Here is a 22,840-nt window from a genome sequence, read left to right on the forward strand (position 1 = left end):
TCCCTCCCACTATGCCTACGCGCGCCGCAGAATGCAGGAGGCCGCCGGTGCGGGCTCTAGAGCACCGGCCCGTCGTCCTCGTCCTCGGGTCCGCCGGCCTCGACCCGCAGTGCCAGGTCCTGCAGGACATCGGCCGACGAGACGTCCGTCTGCCCGGAGTCGTGCACCTGCGCCAGCATCGTGAAAGCCAGCGTGAAGGCGCTCACGAGCTGCTCCACCGCGCCGCCGACCTCACGCCCGACCACGGTCACCACCTCCTCGACGGAGAAATCGTCGGGGATGGCGATGTGGGGCATCGTCTCGTTCAGCAGGGCGGTGACGGCGCCCGCTCCCGCATCCAGGTCTTCCCGTTCGAGGTCCGCCTCCAGCAGGCGCTGCATTTCGCGCGCCTCTGTGAGGATGCCGATCACGCGCTTCACGACTTCCCGTTGCTCCATGGCCGCGAGCATAGGGCGTGCGCACCGGTCACCACGTGCGGTGGAGTGCACTTCTGTGCGGCGTCCGCGTGCTGCCGCGGTGGCTCAGCCGGTGTCACGCACCGCCACGATGCCGTTGAAGACCCCCGCGTACGCCGTGCCGTCGGGGCCGATGGTGATGGGCGCCCAGTTGTTGTCGTACGCCGGTCCGGTGCCGGTCAGCTTGCGCCAACGGCGTTCACCGGTGCGGAAGTCGACGGCGGTGAGGTACCAGGCGTCGATGCCGAGGGCGTTGGGCTCCTTCTCGTAGAAGTAGAGCAGCCCGTTGGCGGTGGAGAGCTTGGGCACGGTGGAGGGTGAGCGGACGGCGCTCTCCCACACGGTGTCGCACCCGCTGCCGTCGGGCCGTACGTCGATGCGGGTGACACCGCCGACGACACTGCGGCCCAGCAGGAGCGAGGTGGGGTTCTCGTAGCCGTAGTTGTTCTCGACGACGAGGCTGTTGCCCCAGCTGATCAGGGAGTTGTCCGTGGTGGAGCGGCCGGAGCCGAAGACGGGGACCGAGCAGACGAGGCGGCGGTCGGCGGGGACGCCGGTGCCCCGGCGGTAGACGAGGACGTTCATGCGGTCGTCCGCGTTGTCGGTGATCGCCACGTACTCTTCACCGGTGCCGAAGAGGTCCGGCGTGGTGCCCGAGCCCTGGTTCACCGAGCCGGGCTTGGTGCCGGTGCCCCGGTCGTAGGTCTGGCGCCACTGGATGCGCGGGGTGCCGTCGGGGTCGGCGGTGAAGCTGTAGAGGGCGTGGTCGGAGACGATGGAGACCCCGTCCCGGGCCACGGAGAAGGAGTTCTGGATCTCCTCGCCGGTCAGCCGGACGGAGCGGATGACGGAGGTCTCCGGGTCGACCGTGCCGACCCGGCCGAGCCGGGTGACCCACCAGATGCGGCCCTGCCAGTCGGGCATCACGGAGGTGACGGGGTCGCAGGTGCCGCTGGGGAAGAGGTTGGTCCAGCTGACGCAGTCGTGCGGGACCTGCCCGGTGAGGTCCCAGTCGTTCTCGACGGTGAACTCCCAGCGGCCGGCCGCGTTCTGCCGGTGGGCGATGCGCAGGACGTGCTGGCGGGAGTCGGCGAGGACGACCCGGTCCTGGTCGTCGAGGTAGAAGTAGGCGCCGCCCGAGGTGTCCTTGAAGATCTTCGAGAAGTCGAGACGCGTGATCGCTTCGACGGTGGACGAGCGCTGCGGCAGCTTGTACTCGGCCAGCGTGTCGAGGGTGCGCGGGTCGAGCAGCTTGAGCAGGAAGCCGGTGAAGGTCCCGCAGACCGTGATCAGCCGGCCGGCCGTGTCGAAGGTGGCGGTGGCGCACTCGCCGCCGACCGGGGCGATCTTCTCGCTGACCACTTCCGGGTTCCGGCCGAGCGGCCCGGAGTACGGGTGGGTGCCGCTGCCCGCCGCGTCGGCGTGCATGCCGCTGCGGCCGTTGGGGGCGAGGTACGGGTGTTGCGGGGGCGCCTGGCCGGGGGCCGGGGAGGCGGTGGCGGGCGCGCCCTGGTAGTCGCCGACCAGGCGGTGGCCGGGAGCCTTCGGGATGTCGTCGGCCACCGCGGGGGCCGCGGGGGCCAGGAGGGTGACGGAGGCGACGGCGAGCGTCAGGGCCAGGACGCGGGTGAGCACACGGCGGTACGGCGGGGGCATCGGGCTCCTTGATTACGGACGGGGGTCGCGCCGCCGCCCGACGTTAGGACGCACCCCTTGAAGTGTCCATGGAAAGCGGAAGGGTTTCGCGGGCACGACACACGGCCGCAACACCGCGCCACGTGCGGCAATGCCCGCTCCACACCGAGCCGAGCCCCGTCCGCCTGTCCGCTACCGCCCGCCTGTCCGCTATCCGCTCGCCTGTCCGCGCGGGGGGAGCTTCTTGCGCGAGCGGTTCTCCAGCATCGCCCGGCGGATCCGGGCCGCCGCCGCGTGGGCGTGCTCCGGGGTCGCGGTGTGGTCGGCGACCGAGGTGACGAACCGGTGCAGGGGCTGCCGGCAGCGGGTGCACGGGGCGTCGGTCGAGGCGAGGTGGCCGTCCTCGCACTCGGGGTCGGAACAGGAACCGGGCATCAGCAGCTGCTCGGCGATGTCCTGGGCGCTCCAACGCCGGCGGCCGTCCTCGTCCTTCTCGTTGAGGGCGTGGGCCCAGCGCAGGTTCCAGCGGCGTTCGATGCGCTCCCGGAGGAGACCGGCGCTGCGGTTGCGGCCCAGCTCGTCGTGGATCAGGTCGTGGACGGTGCTCGGGACCCGGCCGCCGAGCGCCTGGAGAAGCTGCTGCGGCAGCGCCTGGAGGACATAGCCGCGCGGGTTGCTCTTGGCGTTCTCCCGCCAGCGGTCGCAGGCGCAGGACCCGTCGGGCCTTCTCGGCGCGTGGCAGCGCTCGCACAGGCCGCGGCACTCGGCGCACAGCCCGCCGTCGAGTCCGTCCAGGTGGGGCGCGGGCGCCCGGCCGCACTCCTGGCAGCAGGCGGCGCACGGCCCGCAGAGCCGCTCGCTGCCTGCCTTCGTCGTCCAGGTACGCATCTGGCACCGGCAGCAGAGGCCGGTGTTGCAGTACTCGTGGTGGGCGGCGCCCGAATGGCGTCCGGGGGGCGGAAAGGACATCTGCCCATTGTGCGTGATCGCCGGACACCGCAGGACCGGCGGCCGGAATCAGGGGTGCAGGCCGCTGACCAGGTTGGCGGTGGCGCCGATCCCGTCGTGGATGGTCGGCGCCATGCTCGTACTGGCCAGCAGGAAGCCCAGCAGGGCGCAGACGATCGCGTGCGAGAGCTTCAGCCCGCCGTTGCGGAGAAAGATCACCGCCAGGATCGTCAGCAGCACCACCAGGGAGATCGAAATGACCATGGCCAGCCTCCTCCGCCGCGCCGGATTTGCGGCATTCGGCCGCCAGTGTGGCGCAGCGGGGCGACCGTTCGGCGCACTGGCGTGTCCGCCGAACGGGTACTCCCGGCCTGTGCGGTGTTACGGGGTCGGAGCCGCGCCCGTCCGCGCACGGAGGAAGCGTTCCAGCCCGGCCAGGTCGTCGGTGTTGAGGTGGTCGGCCCCGGCGGCCAGGAGCTCGTTCCAGACCGCCTCGCGTTCGGGTCCCGGCAGGTCGGGGGTGGCCCAGAAGCGGATACGGCGGCCCTCGCGGTGGGCGGCCCGGACGAGGGTGCGGAGCCGGTCGCGCTCGGCGCGGGGGAAGGGGCCCGCACCGAGCCAGCCGAAGGTCTGGGTCCAGTTGGCGCTGATCAGCGGGGTGAACGAGGCGGGTGACGCGGTACCGAGGTCGTCGAGGCGGCCGTCGTAGAAGGCGAGGCGGGTGCGCTGGGCCTCCATCGGCACCCGGGCGGCGCGGTCGCCCGAGATGACGGCGGTGACCGCTCCGGGGCGGACCCGGCCGTGGTGGTAGCGGGTGAACAGGGAGCCGTAACGGGTGAGCTGCCGGTCGAGTTCGCGGTAGGCGGCGACGCCGTCGGCCTTGATGTCGATGAGGAGTTGCAGGGGCCGGCGGTGGTGCGGGTACACGCTGCCGTGTCCGGCCCGGACCAGGGCGCGTAACGGTTCGAGGTAGAGGCCGGCGAGGGTCCGGCTGGGGTCGAGCCCGGCGGGGTCGTGGGCGACGAGCAGCTCGCCGTCGACGAGGAAGATGTCGGCCTCGACGCTGGTGAAGCCGTGCGCGAGGGCGTCGTGGAGCGGACGCGGGTGCAGGTAGTCGTTGTGCGCGTGGGCGTGCCGGAGGGGGCGGGACCTGGAGGGGCGGCCGACGGTGGCCGGGGAGGCTGCGGCCGGGGACGCGGCGGCCACTCCGGCGGGAGCGGCGATCACCGCGGCGGCGGCGAGGGTGACGGTAAGGGCGCGGCGGCGGGTCGGGGCGGGCGGTGCGGCCATGGAGGCTCCCTGAAGCGTCTGCGGGGCCCGGGACGGGCCGGACGCGACGAGTATGGGCCCGGCCACCGGCAGACCGTCAGGTACCTGCCAATTGTTGGCGTGATCGTCGCCTGCCGGTCAGCGCTTGATAAGTGGATCGCGCTCCACGGACCCGCTCATGGGACGCGCTGACCACCCCCGTCACCCCACCGGGACACGCTCCACGGCCCGCTCGTCCCACCGGACCGTCCGGTCGCACCAGCGTTCCAGCAGCACCCGGTCGTGGCCGACGGCCAGGAGCGCGGCGCCGGACTCCGCGCGGTACGCCTCCACCACGGCGACCAGCGCGGCCGTCGTCGAGGCGTCCAGCATCGCGGTCATCTCGTCGCAGATCAGCAGCCCCGGCCGCAGCACGAGCGCCCGCGCCAGGCAGGCCCGTTGCAACTGCCCGTCGCTCACCGCGTGCGGGCGGCGCTCCAGCAGTTCGGCGGAGAGGCCGACCAGCGGGGCCAGCTCCGCCACCCGGGCCGGGACCTCGCGGCGGCGGCCGGTGGACCGGAGGGGCTGGGCGATAAGTTCGCGCAGGCTGAGGCGGGGGTCGGCGGAGAGGCGGGGCTGCTGGAAGACGACGCCCACGGCGGTGCGCTGCTCGCGCGGGGCTCGGTGCCGCCAGCCGCGTACGACCGTTCCGTCGAGGGTCATGGTTCCGGCGTCCGGGCGGTGCAGGAGGGCGGCGACCTTGGCCAGGGTGGACTTGCCGCAGCCGCTGGGGCCCAGGAGCCCCACCGCCTCGCCGTGCCCGACGCTCAGGGAGACATCGCGGACGACCGGGGCGCGGCGGTCGTACCCGGCGGTGATACGGGTCAGCTCAAGCATCGGCGGCCGCCTTCGTGAGGGTGTGCGCGTGGCCGGTCAGCCCGTGGTGGCAGGCGAGGCTGTCTGCGAAGGCCGGGCGTTCGGTGGTGCAGCGGTCGTCGGCGCGGGCGCACCGGGCGGCGAAGGCACAGCCGGCGGGGAGCGCGCCGAGCTCGGGCGGCATGCCGGGGATGGGGGCGAAGTCCCGTTCGGGCAGGGCGTCGAGCAGGCCCTTCGCGTACGGGTGGCGGGGGCCGGGTGCGCCGAAGAAGGGGCCCGCGTCGGCGATCTCGACGATCCGGCCCGCGTACATCACGGCGACCCGGTCCGCGATCCGCTCGGCCGCCGCCAGGTCGTGGGTGATGATCAGCAGCGCCCGGCCCTCGTCGGTGTGGCGGCGCAGTTCGTCCACGGTCCGCTCGACCAGATCCCGGTCGAGGCCGGTGGTCGGCTCGTCCGCGAGCAGCAGCGGGGCGTCGCCGATCAGGGCGAGGGCGGTGGCGGCGCGCTGGGCGAGGCCGCCGGAGAGTTCGTGCGGGTAGCGGTCGAGGTGGTCGGCCGGGAACGAGGCCCGGGCGGCCGCCTCCTGTACGGCGGCGGACCCGCGCAGCCCGGAGAGCTCCCGCAGGGTCTCCTCCAGCTGGGCGCGGACGGTGCGCACGGGGGTGAGGTGGGCGGCGGGGCTCTGCGGTACGAGGCCGATGCGCCGTCCCCGTACCGTACGGGCCAGCGTCCGCTCCCCCGCCGTCAGCAGGTCGGTGTCCCCGCCCAGCACCGCGCTCCCCGTGGTCTGCGCGTTGGCCGGGAGCAGGCCGAGCAGCGCGGAGGCGAGCACCGACTTGCCGCAGCCGCTCTCACCGACCAGGGCGAGGCACTCTCCCGGCGCGACGGAGAACCGGGCGTCGGTGACCGCCGCGATGTCCCGGCCGCCGCGCATCCGGAAGCGTACGGAGAGGTCCTGGACGTCGAGGACGGCCGCAGCGTGGTCGCGGGTCACAGCATCAGCTCCGATTTCCGGCGCGGGTTGATCCGGTCCCGCCAGGCTCCGGCGATCCCCGCCAGGGCGAGCGTCGGGATGATCAGGAAGAGGCCGGGGAAGAGCGTCGGCCACCAGTCCCCCGCGAGCAGCGAACCGCGCGCGGACTGGACGAGGTTGCCGAGACTGGCCTGGTGGGCGGGGAGGCCGAGCCCGAGGAAGGAGAGCGCGGACTCGTGCCACATGGCGTGCGGCACCATGAGGACCGCCGCGAGCCCGGCCTGCGGGAGCACCCCGGGCAGCAGGTGGCGCACGATGACCCGGACCCGGGACGCGCCGCCGGAGACGGCCGCGTCGATGAAGGGGCGCGAGCGCAGCGAGAGCACCTCGGAGCGGACGATCCGGGCGGTGGAGATCCAGTGGGTGAGGGCCACCGAGATGATGACCGGCCAGACCCCGGGCCGGAACATCGCCACGATGAAGATGCCGAGCAGCAGATGCGGGATGGAGGACAGGGTGTCGACGATCCGCATCACGATCCGGTCCGGCCAGCCGCCGAACGACCCGGCGAGCGCGCCGATCGCCGTGCCGATCACGGTCGCCGTCAGGGCCGCGACCAGTCCGACGAGCAGCGAGACGCGGAGCCCGTAGACACAGCGCAGCAGCAGGTCGCGCCCGACGTCGTCGGTGCCGAAGGGGTGGGCCCAGGACGGTGGGTGGAGCTTGTTCGACAGGTCGACGGCCTGCTGGTCGAGCTGGGCCAGCGGCGGCACGATCAGTACGGCGAGGGCGACGGCGACGACGATGGTCGCGGAGGTGGCGACCCGGATACGGCGGGTGGTGCGGCCCGGCAGCGGGGCGAGCGCGGTCTCAGCCATCGAAGGCCACCCGGGGGTCGGCGAGTCCGTAGAGGAGGTCGGAGAGGAGGTTGCCGAGCAGGACGGCGGCGGTGGCGAGCACCGTGAGCGCGGCCAGCAGGGAGAAGTCGACCGAGGTGGCGGCCTCCACGGTGGCGGCGGCGATGCCGGGCCAGCTGAAGACCGTCTCGATGAGGAGTGCCCCGGTGATGAGTTCGGGGACGCGGGAGCCGATCAGGGTGAGCATCGGCAGCATCCCGGAGCGCAGGGCGTGGCCGAGAAGCACCGTGCGCTCGCTCAGCCCGCGGGCGCGCGCCCCGCGCACCGGGTCCTCGGCGAGTGCGTCGGTGACCCCTTGACGTACGTACAGGAAGAACCACGGCAGCTGGGAGATCCCGAGGACGGCCGCCGGCAGGACGAGGTGGGAGGCGACCTGGCCGAAGGTGATGGTCTCGCTGGCGGCGTCGGTGAGCCCGCCGGCCGGGAGGACGTCCAGCTTCAGGGCGAAGAGCCAGATGGCGAGGAGGCCGAGCCAGAAGACGGGGGCGGCTTCCAGGGTGTACGCGGCGGAGCTGACTCCGCGGTCCAGCCAGCCGCCGGGCCTGCGGGCGGCGAGGACGCCGAGTCCGGTGCCGAGCAGGATGGCGATCAGGAACGCGGAGGCGGCGAGCAGGGACGACCAGCCCATGCGTTCGACGATCACGTCGGCGACCGGCTGGCGCATCACGCTGGAGTCGCCGAAGTCCCCCTGGAGCGCCGAGGTCAGCCAGTTCCACCAGCGGGTGACGAGCGGCTGGTCGACGCCGAGGTTGACCCGGAGCTGGTCCAGGTTCTCCTGCGAGGCGGTGAGGCCCGCGGTGCCCGCGTACGCCTTGACGGGGTCGAAGGGGGACGCGGCGGCGACGGCGAAGACGCCGAAGGTGACAGTGAGGAGGACCGGGACGGCGAACAGGGCCCGCCGTCCCGTCATCCGTGCCATCGGCCCCCAGGGGAGGCGCGGCTTCACTTCTTCGTGTCCCCGGTGCTCTCGGGCTTCCACTTCTCGACGTTCCACCAGGGGCCGGAGGCCAGCCCGTGGTCGTGCGGCTCGACCTGGGTGGTGAGGGGGCCGAAGCGGTCGTCGACGACGTAGAGGTGGTCGATGTGGGTGAGGAAGGTGTAGCCGGGGTTCTTCACCAGCTCGCGCTGGACGGTGTCGTAGGCCTTCTTCCGCTCGGCCTTGTCCCCGCTCCTGCGGCCGGCCTCGATCGCCGCGTCGACGGCCTTGTTGTCGTACCAGGCCATGTTGTTGAAGCCGTCGCCCGCGAGGGAGGACTTCAGCAGGGTGTACTGGTCGAAGTCGGGGTCGGCCGGCGAGCCGCCGCCCGCGAGCACGGCATCGTTCTTCATCCGGGGCTGGATGACCTCCCAGGTCCCGGCCTCGGTGCGGATGTCGATGCCCGCCTTCTTGGCGTCGGAGGCGTAGGCGAGGGCGTGCTCCTGGCGGAGCTTGTCACCGCTGAGGTACCAGAGGGGGAACGTGGCGCGCACGCCGTCCTTGACCCGGACGCCGTCCTTGCCGGGCTTCCAGCCGGCCTCGTCCAGGATCTTCTTGGCGGCGGCGACGTCGTGCTTGCGCTCGGTGCCCTGGGTGAACCACTCGCTGTCGGTGGGGACCGGCCCGTAGGCGGGCTTGCCGCTGCCGTTGAGGATGGCGTCGACCATCGTCTGCCGGTCGACCGCGACATCGAGGGCGCGGCGCACGGCGGTGTCACCGGCGACCTTGTTGTTGGTGGGCAGCGTCACCGTGCGGTAGTCGTAGCTGTTGGCCGCGTACGTCTTCTTGCCCTTGTCGTCCGCGAAGCCCTTGGCGAGGTTGGGCGGCAGGATCGCGCCGTCCAGGTCGCCGGAGCGCAGCCGGGTGGCGCGTACGTCGTCGTCCTTGATGATCGCCATGGTGAACTTCTTCACCTCGGGTTCGCCGCCCCAGTAGTGGGGGTTCGCGGTGAAGCTGAGCTTCTCGCCCTTGGACCAGTTGGTGAGGACGTACGGTCCGGTGCCGATCGGCTTGGTGGTGAAGGCGCCCGTGTTGACGTCCTGCTTGCCCGCGATGTGCTCGGGGGCGATGGGCAGGACGGTGCGCTGGGCGAACGGCGCGTAGGGGTACTTGAGCGTGAAGACGACGGTGTCCTCGCCCTTCGCCGTGACGTCCTTGACGGCGTCCAGCTCGGTGCGGGAGGGGTTGTTGGTCTTCGCGTCGAGGATGGTGCGGTAGGTGAAGACGACGTCCTTGGCGCTGAACGCCTTGCCATCGCTGAACTTCACGCCCTGGCGCAGCTTGTACGTGTACGTCAGCCCGTCCTCGCTGACCTCGGGCAGCGCGGCGGCGAGGGCCGGCTGGAGCTTCAGCTCCTCGTCCAGGGCGAGCAGCCCGTCGAAGATCTTGGAGTTGCCGTCCTTGCCGTAGCCGAGCAACGGGCTCAGGCTGTCGGGCTCGTAGGCGATGCCGACGACGGCCGAGGTGGTCCCGGTGCCGGAACCGGCCTTGGGGCTGTCCGGGTTGGAGCAGGCTGCCGCGGTCAGGGACAGTGCGGTCACCAGCGTGGCGGCGACCGCCCCCCGTATCGATCGGGCCGTCATACTCTGCACATCCCTGTTCAAGATCGACTGTTATTGCGAACGGTATGCAATTAAACAGCACGTAAAAGGCCCTGGTACACCCCGCCTCGACAGGTGAGACGCGGGTACGAGGGCCTTGGCCCGACAGGCTGCTACGGGGCGGGCAGCTCCGCCAGTTCCGCAACCGCCTCACGGTGGCTGCCCGCCGAGCCGTACGCGATCGAGTCCGCCTTGGCGCGCTTGAGGTAGAGGTGCGCCGGGTGTTCCCAGGTCATCCCGATCCCGCCGTGGAGCTGGACGCACTCCTCGGCGGCGTGGACCGCGACGCCGGAGCAGTAGGCCTGCGCCACCGCTACCGCGAGCGGGGCGTCGGGGCTGCCGGTGGCGAGGGCGTCGGCGGCGTTACGGGCGGCGGCGCGGGCCGAGACGACCTCCAGCCAGAGCTGGGCCATGCGGTGCTTGAGCGACTGGAAGGAGCCCACGGGCCGGTTGAACTGGTGGCGTTCGCGGGTGTACCGCACGGTCTCGGTGAGGCACCACTCGGCGATCCCGAGCTGCTCGGAGGCGAGCAGTCCGGCTCCGGCCAGCAGACCGCGCCGTACGGCGGTGGTGCTCGCGTCCGCGTCGGCGAGCAGGGTCCCGGCGGCGCCGGACAGGGTGAGGGCGGCGAGGGGGCGGGTCAGGTCCAGCGGTACGAGGGGTTCCACCACCACTCCGGGGGCCACAGCCTCGACCGCGTACAGGCCTTCGGCGGTAGGCACCAGCAGGACGTCGGCCACGGCCGCGTCGGCGACTCCGCGTACCGTGCCGTCGAGTGAGGTGAGGGCCGCCCGCGCACCGGAGGGCGGGGTGGCGAAGGGCACGGCGAGCACCGCCGTACGCGCACCGGAGGCCAGCTCGGCCAGGAGCGCGGCGGCCGGTCCGTCCTCCCCGTCGGCCAGTGCGAGCAGCGTTTCCGTCGCCACGACGGCGCTGGTCAGGTACGGGGCCGGGGCCACGCTGCGGCCCAGCTCCTCCAGGACCACGGCGGCCTCCCGGTGGGACGCGCCCTGGCCGCCGAGCTTCTCCGGTACGAGGAGTCCGGCGGCGCCGATGCCGGTGGCCAGCGCCTCCCACAGCCGGGGGTCGTACGGCGTGTCGGACTCGGTCGCCGCGATCACCGTCGGCGCGTCGGCCCGGTCGGCGAGGAGGGCGCGTACGGCGGAGCGCAGGTCCTCCTCGTCCTGGGTGTAGAGGAGGTCGGGGGTGGCGGGGGGCTGTCCCGGGGTGGCGGCGGAGGGCTGTCCGGGGGTGGCGGCGGGGGGCTGGGTGGGCGCGGTCATCGGCTCAGGTCCTTCCAGGCGACGTCCTTGTCGTTGCGGGGTTCGGCGGGCAGCCCGAGCACGCGCTCGGCCACGATGTTCAGCAGGACCTCGCTGGTGCCGCCCTCGATGGAGTTGCCCTTGGAGCGGAGGTAGCGGTAGCCGGCGTCGCGGCCCGTGAAGTCGACCAGCTCCGGGCGGACCATGGTCCAGTCGCCGTACAACAGGCCCTCGTCGCCGAGCAGTTCCACCTCCAGGCCGCTGATCTCCTGGTTGAGGCGGGCGAAGGCGAGCTTCATCCCCGAGCCCTCGGGGCCCGGCTGTCCGGCGACGAGCTGCTGACGCAGCCGCTCCCCGGTGAGCCGGGCGACCTCGGCCTCGACCCAGAGGGTGAGCAGGCGTTGGTGGGTGTCGTGGGTGCGCAGGTCGGGGCGGTTCCGCCAGGTCTGCGAGACCGGGCCGATCATGCCGCCCTCGCGCGGGATGCGGGAGCCGCCGATGGAGACGCGCTCGTTCATCAGCGTGGTCTGGGCGACCTTCCAGCCGTCGCCGACGGGGCCGAGCCGGTGGCTGTCGGGGATGCGTACGCCGGAGAGGAAGACTTCGTTGAACTCGGCCTCCCCGGTGATCTGGCGCAGCGGCCGGACGTCCACGCCGGGGTCGGTCATGTCGCAGATGAAGTAGCTGATGCCCCGGTGCTTGGGGAGGTCGGGGTCGGTGCGGGCGATGAGGATCGCCCAGCGGGCCAGGTGGGCGCTGGATGTCCAGACCTTCTGCCCGTCGATCACCCAGTCGTCGCCGTCGCGAACGGCCCGGGTGGCGAGCGCCGCGAGGTCGGAGCCGGCGCCGGGCTCGCTGAAGAGCTGGCACCAGACCTCCTCGCCCACCCACAGCGGGCGCAGGAAGCGGCGCTTCTGCTCGTCGGTACCGAAGCCGAGGATGGTGGGCGCGGCCATGCCGAGGCCGATGCCGATGCGGCGCGGGTCGTTGTCCGGCGCGTCGGCGGCGGCGAGTTCGGCGTCCACGACCTGCTGGAGGGAGCGGGGCGCGTCGAGTCCGCCGAGGCCCACCGGGTAGTGGACCCAGGCGAGGCCCGCGTCGAACCGGGCCTTCAGGAAGTCGGTACGGTCGGTCGTGGCGGGCGGGTGCGCGGCGAGCAGCTCACGGGTGCGGCGGCGGATCTCGGCGGCGTCGACGGCGGGTGCGGCGGCGGGGCTCATCGGGCACCTCCGGCCACTCCTGCGGGCACTCCTGCGGGCAGGACGACGATCCGGCCGGTGCTGGTGCCGTCGGCGACGCGCTGGACGGCCTCGGCGGCTCCGGCCATCCCGACACGCTCACTGATCAGGGGTTTCACGATCCCCTGGGCGGCCAGCTTGGTCAGCTCGTCGTGGCAGGCGCGGACGGCGGCCGGGTCCTTGGTGTTGTAGAGGCCCCAGTGCAGCCCGACGATGGAGTAGTTCTTCACCAGGGCGTGGTTGAGCGCCGGGGCCGGGATGCTGCCGCTGGCGAAGCCGACGACGAGGACGCGGCCCTCGAAGGCGATGCACTTGACGGACTTGGCGTACGCGTCGCCGCCGACCGGGTCGTAGACGACGTCCGCGCCGCGCCCGCCGGTGGCTTCCTTCACGGCGGCGACGATGTCCTCGCCGCGCCGGTCGATGACCAGGTCGCAGCCGAGCTCACGGGCGACGGCCGCCTTGTCCGGTCCGCCGACGACCCCGATCACGGTGGCGCCCGCGGCCTTGCCGAGCTGGACGGCCGCGCTGCCGACACCGCCCGCCGCCGCGTGGACGAGGAGGGTCTCGCCGGCCTGGAGGTGGGCGCGGCGGTGCAGGCCGAACCAGCCGGTCTGGTAGCCGATGTGGAGAGCGGCCGCCTCGGCGTCGTCCAGGGCGTCGGGGGCGGGCAGCAGGGCTGCCTCGTCCGCGACGACGTACTCGGCGAAACCGCCGTACGGCAGGGCGGGGGTGGCGAGGACGCGCCGCCCGTCCTCCGTCGTGCCGCACACCTCGACGCCCGGGGTGAACGGGAGCGGCGGCCGCACCTGGTACTGGCCCCGGCAGAGCAGGGCGTCGGGGAAGTTGACGTTCGCCGCGGCGACCCGGACGAGCACCTGCCCGTCACCGGGGGTGGGCCGGTCCGTCTCCTCCAGGCTCATCACCTCGCCCGGCTCGCCGTTCCGGTGCACTCGCCATGCCTGCATGAGGGGCCTCCACAACACTGTCGGCATCAACCGCTGCCGCTGTCGGCATTTCCACTGCTCGCGTAACCACTGCTCGCGTAACCAGCGCTCCGGCGCATACTAAGCGGTCGCTTGCCTGGATGGGAACACCCCGGTGGTGCTTCACCCCCGCTTCGGCTTGGCCCGCACATGCATCCGCTCGCCCTGCGGGCCGAAGAGGCTCAGGAACTCCACCGGCTTGTCCTCCGCGGGCCCGAACCAGTGCGGCAGCCGGGTGTCGAACTCGGCGGCCTCCCCCGGCTCCAGCACCAGATCGTGCTCGGCCAGCAGCAGCCGCAGCTTCCCGGAGAGCACGAACAGCCACTCGTACCCCTCGTGCGTGCGCTGCTCCGGTACCTCGCCGCTGCCCGCCTCCTGCACCATCTTGTACGCCTGGAGTCCGCCGGGCCGGGCGGTCAGCGGCAGCATCGTCCGGCCGTGCTGCACGATCGGCTTGGCCCGCACCCGGGGGTCCCCGACCGGCGGGGCGCCCACCAGGTCGTCGAGCGGGACCTCGTGGGCGCGGGCGATGGGGAGCAGCAGCTCCAGGCTGGGGCGGCGGCCGCCGGACTCCAGCCGGGAGAGCGTGGAGACGGAGATCCCGGTGGCGGCGGAGAGGGCGGAGAGGGTGACCCCGCGGTCCTTGCGCAGGCGGCGCAGGCGGGGGCCGACCCCGGTGAGGACGGCGTCGAGTTCGGGGTCGTCCCGGTCGTGTTCCTTCATGCGCCCATTGCAGAATCGGCAAGCGGGATTGTCAATCCCGCTTCGCCATTCCTGACGGTTTCAGTGGGCGAAGACCTCGAAGGTGACCGCCGGGCGCCCGCCGAACCGGTCGGCCTCGGCCCGCACCATGCCCTCCAGGAAGGTCCGGCAGTACGTCTCCGGCTCTTCCTCGCTCAGGGCCTCGATGTACGTGCGGTGCGCGAGCAGGGACGTGACGGAACGTTCGAACCCCGCCGTCGCGTCCACCGCGTGCGTGGGCCGGTCGCTGCCCGCCACGGCGGTCCACCGCACCCCGTCCCACGGCTCCAGGCCCTGTTCCTTCAGCTCCGGGAAGATCCACCGGTTGCCCGCGTCGGCGACTGCGTCCAGGGTGGCCCGGCCGACCGCCCGGTGGTCGGGGGTGTTCCAGGCGACGCCGCCCCAGGTGTCCCGGTGGTTCAGGGTGACGACCAGTTCCGGGCGGTGGCGGCGGATGGCGGCGGCGATGTCGCGGCGCAGCCCGGTGCCGTACTCGATCACCCCGTCGCGGTGGTCGAGGAACTCCACCGTACGGACCCCGACGACGGCGGCGCTCACCCGCTGCTCCCGCTCGCGCAGGGGCGCGCACTCCTCGGGCGGCAGGGTGTCGATCCCGGCCTCGCCCCGGCTGGCGAGGAGGTAGACGACCTCACGGCCGCCGTCGGTCCAGTCGGCCACGGCGGCGGCCGCGCCGTACTCCAGGTCGTCGGGGTGGGCGACCACCGCCAGGGCGCGGCTCCAGTCGGCGGGCAGGGGTTCGAGCGGCTGCTGCGTCATACCCGCAGGCTACCGACGATCATGCGAGAGAGCCGTGACCGGCGGATCTCCGGGTACGGGAGGGGAATGCGGGCGGGCCGTACGGTGCTGGAAACACGTACAGCCGCCGCTGGGGACACGTGTAGAGTCCCAGCCCTCCCGCCGCCCGCCCGGCCGTCGAAAGGAACCCCCACCCGTGACCAGCCCCGCATCCCTCTCCCCCGCCCAGGCCGCAGCCCGTCTGGAGGAGTTCACCGTGATCGATGTGCGGGCTCCCGGCGAGTACGCCGCGGGCCATGTACCCGGCGCGCTGAACATTCCGCTCGACAAGCTGCCCGACGCGCTGCCCGCCCTCAAGTCCGCGTCCGCCCGCGGCTCGCTGCTGGTGGTGTGCGCCTCCGGCGTTCGCTCCACCCGGGCCTGCGAGATCCTCGCGGGCGCCGACATCGAGGCCGCCACGCTGACCGGCGGCACGTCCGCCTGGGAGGGTGACGGCCGCGGCCTGGACCGGCCCGAGGGTGCCCGTGCCGTCTGGCCCATGGAGCGCCAGGTGCGGCTCGCGGCCGGTTCGCTGGTGGTGGCCGGGCTGGTGGCGGGCATCCGCTTCCCGGCCGCCCGCTGGCTCTCCGCCGGGATCGGCTCGGGCCTGGTCTTCTCGGCCGTCACCAACACCTGCGGCATGGCGTCGGCCCTGTCGAAGCTCCCGTACAACCGGGCGCCGCGCTCCGCCGAGGACCTGGACGCCACGCTGGAGGCGCTCCAGCGCTGACGTCCGCCGCGCCGATGGTCAGGCTTCGTCCCTGACCATCGCGAGCAGCCGGTCCAGGACGCGCGGTCCGCCGGCGCGCACCCCGTCGTGCTCGTACTCGTTCGTCACCCAGGTGCGCAGCCCCCGGATCGCGGCGGCGGTGCGCAGCGAGTGCTCGGTGTCCACGTACATGTCGTCGTGGTAGACGGCGGCGGCGACGGGCACCTCGTTGGCGGCGAGCCGCTCGGGGTCGTAGAGCGTGGGCCAGTCGGTGCGCTGCGCGAGGAGCTCGGCGGTCTCGCGGAGCGGGCGCAGCGCCGGGTCGACGTCGAAGTGCCAGGGGTGGACGGTCTCGCCGGTGAAGAGGAGCGGCCCGTCGCCCGCCAGGGCCGCCGCCGCGTCGAACTGCGGGAACTCGGTGCGTACGCGTTCGGCGGACCAGCCGGTGGGGCGCTCGCCGTATCCGTAGATCGCCTCGTGGACCAGGGCATAGAGCGGGTGCCCGGCGAACGAGGTGGCCGAGCGCAGGGCCTCCTGGAAGGTGTCGGAGAGCTCGGTGCCGTGCGGGGTGCGGACGAACGCGTTCTCCAGCAGGTAGTGGAGCTGGTGGCTGCCGCTGCCGGCGCCGAGCAGGATGCCGAGCGACTGGAAGAGTTCGGGGGTCAGCCGGTGGCCGGCGCTCTCGGGACGGTGTTCGGCCAGGTACGCGGCGATGGCGCGGGCCCGGTCGACGTCCTGCGGGTAGCGGGCGTAGTGCGCGGCGACCTTCCGTTCGATACGGGGGTACGCGGCCCGGTAGACGTCGTCCGCGTGGGCGTCCAGCGAGGGCAGCCCGCCCGTGATGAGGACCGCCGCGAGTCCCTCGGGCGCCGAGGAGAGGTAGCGGACCGCGCAGAACCCGCCGAAGGACTGGCCGAGCACCGTCCAGGGGGCGCCGCCGGTCAGCCGGGGGCGGATGAGCTCGCAGTCCCGGACGATGGCGTCGGAGCGGAAGTGGGCGAGGTAGTCGGCCTGCTCCCGGGGACCGCCGAGCAGCGGGAGGGTCTGCCGGTTGGCGGGGGTGGACAGGCCGGTGCCGCGCTGGTCGAGCAGGAGCACCCGGAACTCGCGCAGGGCCCGGCCGAGCCAGGCCTCCGTACCGGTGAACCGGCGGGCGCCGAAGCCGGGGCCGCCCTCCAGGTAGACCAGCCAGGGCAGCTCCTCGCCCGCCCTCCCGGCGGCCACGGCCTCGCGCCCGTACACCTCGATCTGCTCGCCGCCGGGGTCGCTGTGGTCGAGGGGGACGGTGAAGCGGTGGTCGGTGAGGACGACGCCGGGCTGGCGGTAACTGGTCACGGGTGCTCCTGGGTCGTGGGGCCGGGCGGGTCCTGATGAGTCCTGATGAAAGGGCCAGTTCAGCACATGGCCCGGCGCCGTCGGCGAAGGGGCGGGTGCCCCGGACGGTCCCGGCCCGTGTGCGCCGCGCCCGGGGCGCTCCTACTGTGCGGACATGATCCGGTTCGAGCAGGTCGGCAAGGTCTACCCGGACGGGACGACGGCGGTCGACGGGCTCTCCTTCGAGGTGGCGGAGGGTGAGCTGGTGACGCTGGTCGGGCCGTCCGGCTGCGGCAAGACGACCACGATGATGATGGTCAACCGGCTGATCGAGCCGACCTCGGGCCGGATCCTGGTGGGCGGCGAGGACATCGCCGGGATCGACCCGGTGAAGCTGCGCCGCCGGATCGGCTATGTGATCCAGCAGGTCGGCCTCTTCCCGCACCGCACGGTCCTGGACAACACCGCGACCGTGCCCGCGCTGGTCGGCTGGAAGCGCGCACGGGCCCGGGAGCGGGCGGCGGAGCTGCTGGACCTGGTGGGTCTGGACCCGAAGACGTACGGCTCGCGCTATCCGTCGCAGCTCTCCGGCGGTCAGCGCCAGCGGGTCGGCGTGGCGCGGGCGCTCGCCGCGGACCCGCCGGTGCTGCTGATGGACGAGCCCTTCGGAGCGGTGGACCCGGTGGTGCGGGAGCGGCTGCAGAACGAGTTCCTGGCCCTCCAGGAGCGGGTGCGCAAGACGGTCCTGATGGTCACGCACGACATCGAGGAAGCGGTCCGGATGGGCGACCGGATCGCGGTGTACGGGGAGGGGCGCATCGAGCAGCTGGACACCCCGGCCGCCGTGCTCGGCACCCCGGCGACCCCGTACGTGGCCCAGTTCGTGGGCTCGGACCGGGGGTTGAAGCGGCTGTCGGTGACCGCGATCCAGCCGGAGGACCTGGAGGAGCCGCCGGTGGCCCGGCTGGACGAGTCGGCGGCGGTGGCGGCGGAGCGGCTGCGGGCGGCGGGGGCCCGCTGGGCGGTGGTGCTGAGCGGCGCGGGCGAGCTGCACGGCTGGGTGTCGGCGGACGCGCTGCGGAGCGCCGGGGAGCGGGGGACGGTGGGCGCTCTGGCCCGCCGGATGGAGGCGTGGGTGCCGGTCGGCGCCCCGTTGAAGCAGGCGTTCAGCGAGATGCTCCAGCACGACGCGGGGTGGGTGGCGGTGCTGGACGGGGCCCGGTTCCTGGGGGTCCTGACGCCCGCGAAGCTCCATGAGGCGCTGCGCCGGTCGGTGGACGCGGACGCGCAGGGGGTGGGGCGCGAGGAGGTGGACTTCGACTCGGTGGCGGACGCGTGAGCGGGGGCGGCCGGTGTGCGGGAGCTCGTGCTCCCGCACACCGGCCGCCCCCGGTATCTCCCTCGTACGGGAGGTCAGTTGAGAATCGCGCGGACGATCGCGCCGAACACGCGACCCACCGCCCCCAACGCACCGGTCTCCACCATGACCTCCGCCACGTCGCTGCCGCTGTCGGCCGCCTCGGCCCCGTGTTCCTTCAATCGGCATCGGCGGCACACTCCGCGCCGCAGCCGTCCCCGTTTCGTGCAGCGCGTGCACGCCTTGCGCAGAATCCCCATGCGGTCAGGATCTCATCCCGGGCCGCAGGGGCGGGAGGTCACCTGCCGCGCCGGTAGCTGCTGCCGTCCCGGGGCCGCACCAGCAGCCCGGCGACGACCAGGTGGCGGCGGAGCGCGGAGCAGTCCTCGTGAACGGTGAGCAGCGCCTCGTTGACCTCCTGCTCGGTGTACGAGCGGTCGCGCTCGAACAGGGTCTCGGCGAGGTGCACCAGCAGCTGCTCCAGCCGGGCCTGCTTGCGCGGGATCGTGACCAGCCGGCCGTGCGCGAAGAGGGCGGAGACCTGGTGCGTACGGCGGACGGGCCGCTGCGGCGGCAGGGTCGATTGTTCAGGCATGGGCCCGAGCGTCGCAGGCCACGAGCGGGCGGGCAACGCGTTTTCCGCGCGCCGGGAGCGGCGGCCCGTCCCCCGTTGACAGCGTCGGGCACCCTCGCTCTAATGGTCGGCGTGCGGCGTGACGTCGGCCAAAGAGATCTGGGCCGGCCGACGGCCAAGCCAGCACCTTCTTCCAGGGACGACGTGATGAGTCCACTCACCGCCCGCTGCTTCTGACGCCCAGCGCCTCCGCGACCGCGCGTGCCGCCGTTCCCGGCCGCACTCCGCGCCCCGCGCCGCGCCGTATCCACACCCTTTCCGCACCCGTCTACGGGAGACCCAGAACACCCATGCCCTCTGCCTTCCAGCAGTCCGTCATCGATGAGTTCCGCGCCAACGCGGGCAAGGTCGGCGGCCCCTTCGCCGGCTCCGACCTCCTTCTGCTGACCACCACCGGCGCCCGCACCGGGCGGCCCCACACCACCCCGCTCGGCCATGTCCGCGACGGCGAACGGGTGTTGGTCGTCGGCTCGAACCTCGGCGCCCCGCACCACCCCGACTGGTACCACAACCTCCTGGCCCACCCGGCGGTCCAGGTGGAGCTGGGTGACCAGGAGTTCGAGACCATCGCCGTACCCGCCGAAGGGGCCACGCGCGACGAGCTGTTCGCCCGGGTGGTGGCCGAAGCGCCCGGCTACGCGGAGTACCAGGCGGCGACCGACCGGGGGCTGCCGGTGGTGGTCCTCCACCTCCCCGACCCGCAGGAACCGGCCCCCGCCATCACCTCGCTGGCCGGCAAGCTCACCGAGGTGCACACCTGGCTGCGCGGCCAACTGGCCCAGGTGCACGCGGAGACGGAAGCGCACTTCGCCGCCCGCGCCGCCCACCGGGGAGCGGGCGCCCCGGCGTCTCCCGGCCTCGGCCTCCAGATCCGGCAGCGCTGCCTGGCGTTCTGCCAGGCGCTGGAGTTCCATCACACGAGCGAGGACGGCCATATGTTCCCGGCCATGGAGGGCTACAACCCCCACCTCCGCCCCGTCTTCGACCGGCTCCGGGAGGAGCACCGGTCGATCGCGGCCGTGCAGTCGGCGCTGGCGGCGCTGCTGGCCGGTGTGGCCATCGCCGATCCGGACCGCTTCCGCGCCGAACTGACGAGGATGTCGGACCAGTTGACCGAGCACCTCGACTACGAGGAGGCCGAGATCCTGCCCCTGCTGGCGGACGTGCCATGGCCGCCGGCTCCCCGTTGAGCACGTTGAGGACTCAGCCCTTGGGGATGAGCTTCTTCGACTCCAGGTAGCTGCGTGCGACGTCCTCGGGGAGCCTGCGCCAGCTGTCGACCTGTTCGTTCATGGAGGCCAGGTCGGCGGTGGTCAGGACGGTGTTGAGCCGGCCGAGGGCGTCGCGCACGCCGGCGCTCCCGGCGCGGGCGCGGTTGACGACGGGGACCACGTAGTCGGCATTCTGGAGCTTCTTGTCGTCCGCCAGCAGGACCAGTCCGAACTGGTCGAGGGTGGCGTCGGTGGTGGTGGTCAGAACCATCTGGTCCTGACCGTTCTGGACGGCCTGTTTCGCCTGGGTGGTGCCGACGCCCTTCGGGTCGACGGCGACGATGTCGATGCCGTACGTCTCCTTCAGCCCGGGTGCGCAGTAGGGCCGCTGGACGCATTCGTCGCCCGCCGCGAGGCGTACCGGGAGCTTCGCCCGGCCGAGGTCGCTGAGGGTCTTCAGGTCGTGCTCCTTCGCGTAGGAGGCGGCGACCGCGAAGGCGTTCTGGTCGACGGCCCGGCCGGGGTCCAGCACGGTGAGCCCGCGCGGCGCCGCGAGCGCGCGCAGCGCCTTCATGGTGGCGGCGAGGTCGGGCGATCCGACGGGGGCCGCGTCGGCGCCGTTGGCCTTGGCGTTCAGCCAGTCGGCGAAGGTCGCCGCGTACTCCGGTACGACATCGATCTGGCCGCTCTCCAGGGCGGGTTCGTAGATCTCCCGGTTGGTCACGGAGATGATGTCGGCGGAGTATCCGGCGCGCTCCAGGAGCAGGGTGTACATCTGGGCCAGCAGGTCGCTCTCGGTGAATCCGGCCGAGCCGATGGTCAGTTCCTTGCTGTCGCCGGGCGGCGCGGTGACCTCGCCCTGGTTCTCCAGGCTGGGGCCGGTGGTGCAGGCGGTGGCGGCGAGCAGCACCAGCGCCGCGAGGGTCCGGCGGGCCCGGCTCATGCGGCCTCCCTCCCCCGGCTGGGCGCCATCCGCTGACCCGCCTCGAAGAGGCTCTCGACGAGGAGGGCGAAGACCGCCACCAGGATCGCCCCGGCGACCACCTGCGGGGTGGAGGCGAGGTTGAACCCGGCGGTGATGATCCGGCCCAGTCCCCCGCCGCCGGCCAGGGCGGCGAGGGTGGCGGTGGCGACGAGCTGCACGGCGGCGATCCGGACGCCGGTGAGGATCAGCGGGAGTGCCAGCGGCAGCTCCACGCTCCACAGCATCTGGCGCCCGGTCATGCCCATCCCCCGGGCGGCCCGCACGACGTCCCGGTCCACCTCGCGCATCCCGACGTACGCGTTGGTGAGCAGCGGCGGCACGGCGAACAGCACGAGCGCGATGATCGTCGACCACTGGCCGTACGTGCCCACGGGGGTGAGCAGCAGCAGGACGAGCACGGCGAAGGTGGGCACCGCCCGGCCGATGTTGGAGATGTTGACGGCGAGCGCGCCGCCCTTGCCGAGATGGCCGAGGACCAGGGCGACGGGCAGGGCGATCAGGCAGCTGATGAGCAGGCAGACGACGGTGAGGAAGAGATGTTCGCCGAGCCGGTTCCAGATCCCGTCGGGGCCGGACCAGTGGGTGGCGGTGGTGAGCCAGGACCAGGTCTCGGAGAGCACGTTCATGTCTGCCTCCGGGTCCAGGGGGTCAGCATCCGTTGCGCGCCCAGGAGGAGGAGGTCGGCGGCGACGGCGATGACGACGCAGAGCACGGAGGCGGTCAGCACCTGGGCCTTGAAGTAGGTGTTCATCCCGGAGTAGATGAGGTTGCCGAGCCCGCCGTATCCGACGATCGCGCCCACCGTGACGAGGGAGACGGCGGAGACGGTGGCGATCCGCAGTCCGGCCATGGCGGCGGGCAGCGCGAGCGGGAGTTCCACGGCGAGCAGCAGGCGCAGCGGCCCGTACCCCATGCCGCGCGCGGCCTGCCGGGTCTCCTCGGGGACGGCCCGGAGCCCGGCGAGGATGTTGCGGACCAGCAGGGTCAGCGAGTAGAGGACGAGCCCCGTGACGACGAGCGCGGCGGAGAGCCCGTACACCGGCAGGAGCAGCGAGAACATCGCCAGCGACGGGATGGTGTAGAGGATCGTCGTCAGCCCCAGCACGGGTCCGGCGGCCCACCTCCAGCGGCGGGCGGCGAGGGCCAGCGGGACGGCGAGGGCGAGCCCGATGAGGACGGCGAGCGCGGTCAGCTGGAGGTGCTGAAGGGCAGCATCCCAGAGGATCTCCCGGCGGCTGGAGAGGTAGGCGCCGCAGATCCATTCGTTGCGTGCGAGGCAGTCGTCCGGGGGTGCCGTCACCCGCCCATTCCAGCCCGGCCACGGGGGCACCGCCCGTCCTGTTCGCCCGTACGGGGAAGCCGCCGGGACGGCACTGCGCGGGCGGATCCGCCGCCGTACGGTGGGAGGGAGCGAGCGCGCGCGTCCCCGCACGGCGTGTGCGGCCCCCGGCAGAGATGGCAGGTGCCCGCGATGGCCGGTGAGATCTCCTTCTTCGAGCTCGGGGTGGACGATCCCGAGAAGGCCCGGACGTTCTACGGTGCCTTGTTCGGGTGGAACTTCGAGCCGGGCCCCTCGGGCGAGGGCGGCTTCGCGATCGGGACCCCCAGCGGGCAGGGGGGTGTCCACGGTGGTGATCCCGGGGGCGGCCCGTATCTCTTCTTCCGGGTCGACGACATGGCCGCCGCGGTGGCGCAGGTGCGTGAGCTGGGCGGCAGCGTGGAGGGTACGGACCTGGGCGAGGACGACGCGTCGGCCGCCCGGTTCGGCCGTTTCCGGCTCTGCCGCGACGACCAGGGGTCCCCCTTCGGCCTGCACGAGCCGCCCCGCGCCGGCTGACGGCCGAGGGGCCGGTCACGCCCGGGGGACTTCCGGAGAACGTCCTGCGGGGTTCGAGCAACCCCGGGCGCCCCGCCGCCGTCTTGATCACTGACAGAACGGTTCGCCGCCCGGGAACGAGCGGCGTCCGCCCCCACCT

General features: G+C 72.9%; 25 protein-coding genes. 4 read left to right on the forward strand and 21 right to left on the reverse strand.

From position 1 onward, the window contains the following. Positions 1–56 precede the first annotated feature (56 nt). The 15 genes from R2B67_RS01410 to R2B67_RS01480 form a co-directional block, all read right to left on the reverse strand. Complete coding sequence (locus tag R2B67_RS01410) at positions 57–449, reverse strand: hypothetical protein (RefSeq protein ID WP_018512922.1); 393 nt, start codon at positions 447–449, stop codon at positions 57–59. A 72-nt stretch (positions 450–521) separates the two neighbouring features. Continuing rightward, complete coding sequence (locus R2B67_RS01415; RefSeq protein ID WP_317815976.1) at positions 522–2,111, reverse strand: hypothetical protein; 1,590 nt, start codon at positions 2,109–2,111, stop codon at positions 522–524. A 189-nt stretch (positions 2,112–2,300) separates the two neighbouring features. Further along, positions 2,301–3,059, reverse strand: coding sequence for a hypothetical protein (locus R2B67_RS01420; protein ID WP_237329193.1), 759 nt, complete (start codon positions 3,057–3,059; stop codon positions 2,301–2,303). A gap of 48 nt (positions 3,060–3,107) precedes the next feature. Further along, entirely contained in the window at positions 3,108–3,302 is a 195-nt protein-coding gene (locus R2B67_RS01425) for a hypothetical protein (RefSeq protein WP_018512925.1), read from the reverse strand. 117 nt (positions 3,303–3,419) lie between these two features. After that, positions 3,420–4,328, reverse strand: coding sequence for a phosphatidylinositol-specific phospholipase C/glycerophosphodiester phosphodiesterase family protein (locus tag R2B67_RS01430; RefSeq protein ID WP_317815978.1), 909 nt, complete (start codon positions 4,326–4,328; stop codon positions 3,420–3,422). Positions 4,329–4,508: 180 nt separating this feature from the next. Next, the gene (locus R2B67_RS01435; RefSeq protein ID WP_317815979.1) at positions 4,509–5,183 is read right to left on the reverse strand and encodes an ABC transporter ATP-binding protein; all 675 of its coding nucleotides are present in this window, start codon (positions 5,181–5,183) and stop codon (positions 4,509–4,511) included. After that, on the reverse strand, positions 5,176–6,099 hold the full coding sequence (locus R2B67_RS01440) for an ABC transporter ATP-binding protein (protein WP_317824753.1): 924 nt from the start codon (positions 6,097–6,099) through the stop codon (positions 5,176–5,178). The genes R2B67_RS01435 and R2B67_RS01440 overlap by 8 nt, the downstream gene beginning before the upstream one ends. A gap of 56 nt (positions 6,100–6,155) precedes the next feature. Further along, positions 6,156–7,016 carry an ABC transporter permease gene (locus R2B67_RS01445; protein ID WP_317815980.1) on the reverse strand — a complete coding sequence of 287 codons (861 nt, stop codon included), beginning with the start codon at positions 7,014–7,016 and terminating at the stop codon, positions 6,156–6,158. Beyond that, entirely contained in the window at positions 7,009–7,974 is a 966-nt protein-coding gene (locus tag R2B67_RS01450) for an ABC transporter permease (RefSeq protein ID WP_317815981.1), read from the reverse strand. The genes R2B67_RS01445 and R2B67_RS01450 overlap by 8 nt, the downstream gene beginning before the upstream one ends. A gap of 23 nt (positions 7,975–7,997) precedes the next feature. Continuing rightward, positions 7,998–9,614, reverse strand: a complete 1,617-nt coding sequence (locus R2B67_RS01455; protein ID WP_317815982.1) for an ABC transporter substrate-binding protein — start codon at positions 9,612–9,614, stop codon at positions 7,998–8,000. A 131-nt stretch (positions 9,615–9,745) separates the two neighbouring features. Further along, positions 9,746–10,915 (reverse strand): acyl-CoA dehydrogenase family protein, encoded by a 1,170-nt coding sequence (locus R2B67_RS01460; protein ID WP_317815983.1) that lies wholly within the window; start codon positions 10,913–10,915, stop codon positions 9,746–9,748. Further along, complete coding sequence (locus tag R2B67_RS01465; RefSeq protein WP_317815984.1) at positions 10,912–12,114, reverse strand: acyl-CoA dehydrogenase family protein; 1,203 nt, start codon at positions 12,112–12,114, stop codon at positions 10,912–10,914. Before R2B67_RS01465 ends, R2B67_RS01460 begins: the two co-directional genes overlap by 4 nt. Then, on the reverse strand, positions 12,111–13,100 hold the full coding sequence (locus tag R2B67_RS01470; RefSeq protein ID WP_317815985.1) for an NADPH:quinone oxidoreductase family protein: 990 nt from the start codon (positions 13,098–13,100) through the stop codon (positions 12,111–12,113). Before R2B67_RS01470 ends, R2B67_RS01465 begins: the two co-directional genes overlap by 4 nt. Before the next feature lie 141 nt (positions 13,101–13,241). Continuing rightward, entirely contained in the window at positions 13,242–13,841 is a 600-nt protein-coding gene (locus tag R2B67_RS01475; protein ID WP_030565560.1) for a helix-turn-helix domain-containing protein, read from the reverse strand. Between the two features lie 60 nt (positions 13,842–13,901). After that, positions 13,902–14,636, reverse strand: a complete 735-nt coding sequence (locus tag R2B67_RS01480) for a PIG-L deacetylase family protein (protein ID WP_317815986.1) — start codon at positions 14,634–14,636, stop codon at positions 13,902–13,904. A 175-nt stretch (positions 14,637–14,811) separates the two neighbouring features. Here R2B67_RS01480 and R2B67_RS01485 point away from each other — a divergent pair, with 175 nt between their 5' ends. Then, positions 14,812–15,384 (forward strand): rhodanese-like domain-containing protein, encoded by a 573-nt coding sequence (locus tag R2B67_RS01485; protein ID WP_151511241.1) that lies wholly within the window; start codon positions 14,812–14,814, stop codon positions 15,382–15,384. 18 nt (positions 15,385–15,402) lie between these two features. Here R2B67_RS01485 and R2B67_RS01490 read toward each other — a convergent pair whose 3' ends face one another. Then, positions 15,403–16,698 carry an alpha/beta fold hydrolase gene (locus R2B67_RS01490; RefSeq protein WP_317815987.1) on the reverse strand — a complete coding sequence of 432 codons (1,296 nt, stop codon included), beginning with the start codon at positions 16,696–16,698 and terminating at the stop codon, positions 15,403–15,405. 154 nt (positions 16,699–16,852) lie between these two features. Between R2B67_RS01490 and R2B67_RS01495 the strand changes: the two genes are divergently transcribed. After that, positions 16,853–18,016 carry a betaine/proline/choline family ABC transporter ATP-binding protein gene (locus R2B67_RS01495; RefSeq protein ID WP_317815988.1) on the forward strand — a complete coding sequence of 388 codons (1,164 nt, stop codon included), beginning with the start codon at positions 16,853–16,855 and terminating at the stop codon, positions 18,014–18,016. 74 nt (positions 18,017–18,090) lie between these two features. Here R2B67_RS01495 and R2B67_RS01500 read toward each other — a convergent pair whose 3' ends face one another. Then, positions 18,091–18,294 carry a hypothetical protein gene (locus R2B67_RS01500; RefSeq protein WP_162602893.1) on the reverse strand — a complete coding sequence of 68 codons (204 nt, stop codon included), beginning with the start codon at positions 18,292–18,294 and terminating at the stop codon, positions 18,091–18,093. A gap of 38 nt (positions 18,295–18,332) precedes the next feature. Continuing rightward, on the reverse strand, positions 18,333–18,629 hold the full coding sequence (locus R2B67_RS01505; protein ID WP_317815989.1) for a DUF2087 domain-containing protein: 297 nt from the start codon (positions 18,627–18,629) through the stop codon (positions 18,333–18,335). A 329-nt stretch (positions 18,630–18,958) separates the two neighbouring features. On the opposite strand from R2B67_RS01505, the gene R2B67_RS01510 reads away from it, so the two are divergent. Beyond that, positions 18,959–19,858, forward strand: coding sequence for a nitroreductase/quinone reductase family protein (locus R2B67_RS01510; RefSeq protein WP_317815990.1), 900 nt, complete (start codon positions 18,959–18,961; stop codon positions 19,856–19,858). Between the two features lie 13 nt (positions 19,859–19,871). On the opposite strand, the gene R2B67_RS01515 is transcribed toward R2B67_RS01510, so the two are convergent. From R2B67_RS01515 to R2B67_RS01525, 3 genes are read right to left on the reverse strand one after another with little or no spacing between them, the layout of a single operon-like run. Next, positions 19,872–20,822: an ABC transporter substrate-binding protein gene (locus R2B67_RS01515; RefSeq protein WP_317815991.1), complete on the reverse strand. Its 951-nt coding sequence runs from the start codon at positions 20,820–20,822 to the stop codon at positions 19,872–19,874. After that, positions 20,819–21,490, reverse strand: a complete 672-nt coding sequence (locus R2B67_RS01520; RefSeq protein ID WP_109980667.1) for an ABC transporter permease — start codon at positions 21,488–21,490, stop codon at positions 20,819–20,821. Before R2B67_RS01520 ends, R2B67_RS01515 begins: the two co-directional genes overlap by 4 nt. Further along, complete coding sequence (locus R2B67_RS01525; protein WP_317815992.1) at positions 21,487–22,164, reverse strand: ABC transporter permease; 678 nt, start codon at positions 22,162–22,164, stop codon at positions 21,487–21,489. Before R2B67_RS01525 ends, R2B67_RS01520 begins: the two co-directional genes overlap by 4 nt. Before the next feature lie 171 nt (positions 22,165–22,335). Here R2B67_RS01525 and R2B67_RS01530 point away from each other — a divergent pair, with 171 nt between their 5' ends. Then, a complete protein-coding gene (locus R2B67_RS01530) occupies positions 22,336–22,701 on the forward strand; it encodes a VOC family protein (RefSeq protein WP_151511343.1) in 366 nt (121 codons plus the stop codon). Positions 22,702–22,840 lie beyond the last annotated feature (139 nt).

This window comes from Streptomyces cyaneofuscatus (assembly GCF_033109485.1).
Lineage (GTDB): Bacteria > Actinomycetota > Actinomycetes > Streptomycetales > Streptomycetaceae > Streptomyces > Streptomyces cyaneofuscatus.

Coding starts and splice junctions, on each gene's coding strand:
- R2B67_RS01410 (WP_018512922.1), bottom strand. CDS start 449: ATGCTCGCGGCCATGGAGCAACGGGAAGTCGTGAAGCGCGTGATCGGC.
- R2B67_RS01415 (WP_317815976.1), bottom strand. CDS start 2,111: ATGCCCCCGCCGTACCGCCGTGTGCTCACCCGCGTCCTGGCCCTGACG.
- R2B67_RS01420 (WP_237329193.1), bottom strand. CDS start 3,059: ATGTCCTTTCCGCCCCCCGGACGCCATTCGGGCGCCGCCCACCACGAG.
- R2B67_RS01425 (WP_018512925.1), bottom strand. CDS start 3,302: ATGGTCATTTCGATCTCCCTGGTGGTGCTGCTGACGATCCTGGCGGTG.
- R2B67_RS01430 (WP_317815978.1), bottom strand. CDS start 4,328: ATGGCCGCACCGCCCGCCCCGACCCGCCGCCGCGCCCTTACCGTCACC.
- R2B67_RS01435 (WP_317815979.1), bottom strand. CDS start 5,183: ATGCTTGAGCTGACCCGTATCACCGCCGGGTACGACCGCCGCGCCCCG.
- R2B67_RS01440 (WP_317824753.1), bottom strand. CDS start 6,099: ATGCGCGGCGGCCGGGACATCGCGGCGGTCACCGACGCCCGGTTCTCC.
- R2B67_RS01445 (WP_317815980.1), bottom strand. CDS start 7,016: ATGGCTGAGACCGCGCTCGCCCCGCTGCCGGGCCGCACCACCCGCCGT.
- R2B67_RS01450 (WP_317815981.1), bottom strand. CDS start 7,974: ATGGCACGGATGACGGGACGGCGGGCCCTGTTCGCCGTCCCGGTCCTC.
- R2B67_RS01455 (WP_317815982.1), bottom strand. CDS start 9,614: ATGACGGCCCGATCGATACGGGGGGCGGTCGCCGCCACGCTGGTGACC.
- R2B67_RS01460 (WP_317815983.1), bottom strand. CDS start 10,915: ATGACCGCGCCCACCCAGCCCCCCGCCGCCACCCCCGGACAGCCCTCC.
- R2B67_RS01465 (WP_317815984.1), bottom strand. CDS start 12,114: ATGAGCCCCGCCGCCGCACCCGCCGTCGACGCCGCCGAGATCCGCCGC.
- R2B67_RS01470 (WP_317815985.1), bottom strand. CDS start 13,100: ATGCAGGCATGGCGAGTGCACCGGAACGGCGAGCCGGGCGAGGTGATG.
- R2B67_RS01475 (WP_030565560.1), bottom strand. CDS start 13,841: ATGAAGGAACACGACCGGGACGACCCCGAACTCGACGCCGTCCTCACC.
- R2B67_RS01480 (WP_317815986.1), bottom strand. CDS start 14,636: ATGACGCAGCAGCCGCTCGAACCCCTGCCCGCCGACTGGAGCCGCGCC.
- R2B67_RS01495 (WP_317815988.1), top strand. CDS start 16,853: ATGATCCGGTTCGAGCAGGTCGGCAAGGTCTACCCGGACGGGACGACG.
- R2B67_RS01500 (WP_162602893.1), bottom strand. CDS start 18,294: ATGGGGATTCTGCGCAAGGCGTGCACGCGCTGCACGAAACGGGGACGG.
- R2B67_RS01505 (WP_317815989.1), bottom strand. CDS start 18,629: ATGCCTGAACAATCGACCCTGCCGCCGCAGCGGCCCGTCCGCCGTACG.
- R2B67_RS01510 (WP_317815990.1), top strand. CDS start 18,959: ATGCCCTCTGCCTTCCAGCAGTCCGTCATCGATGAGTTCCGCGCCAAC.
- R2B67_RS01515 (WP_317815991.1), bottom strand. CDS start 20,822: ATGAGCCGGGCCCGCCGGACCCTCGCGGCGCTGGTGCTGCTCGCCGCC.
- R2B67_RS01520 (WP_109980667.1), bottom strand. CDS start 21,490: ATGAACGTGCTCTCCGAGACCTGGTCCTGGCTCACCACCGCCACCCAC.
- R2B67_RS01530 (WP_151511343.1), top strand. CDS start 22,336: ATGGCCGGTGAGATCTCCTTCTTCGAGCTCGGGGTGGACGATCCCGAG.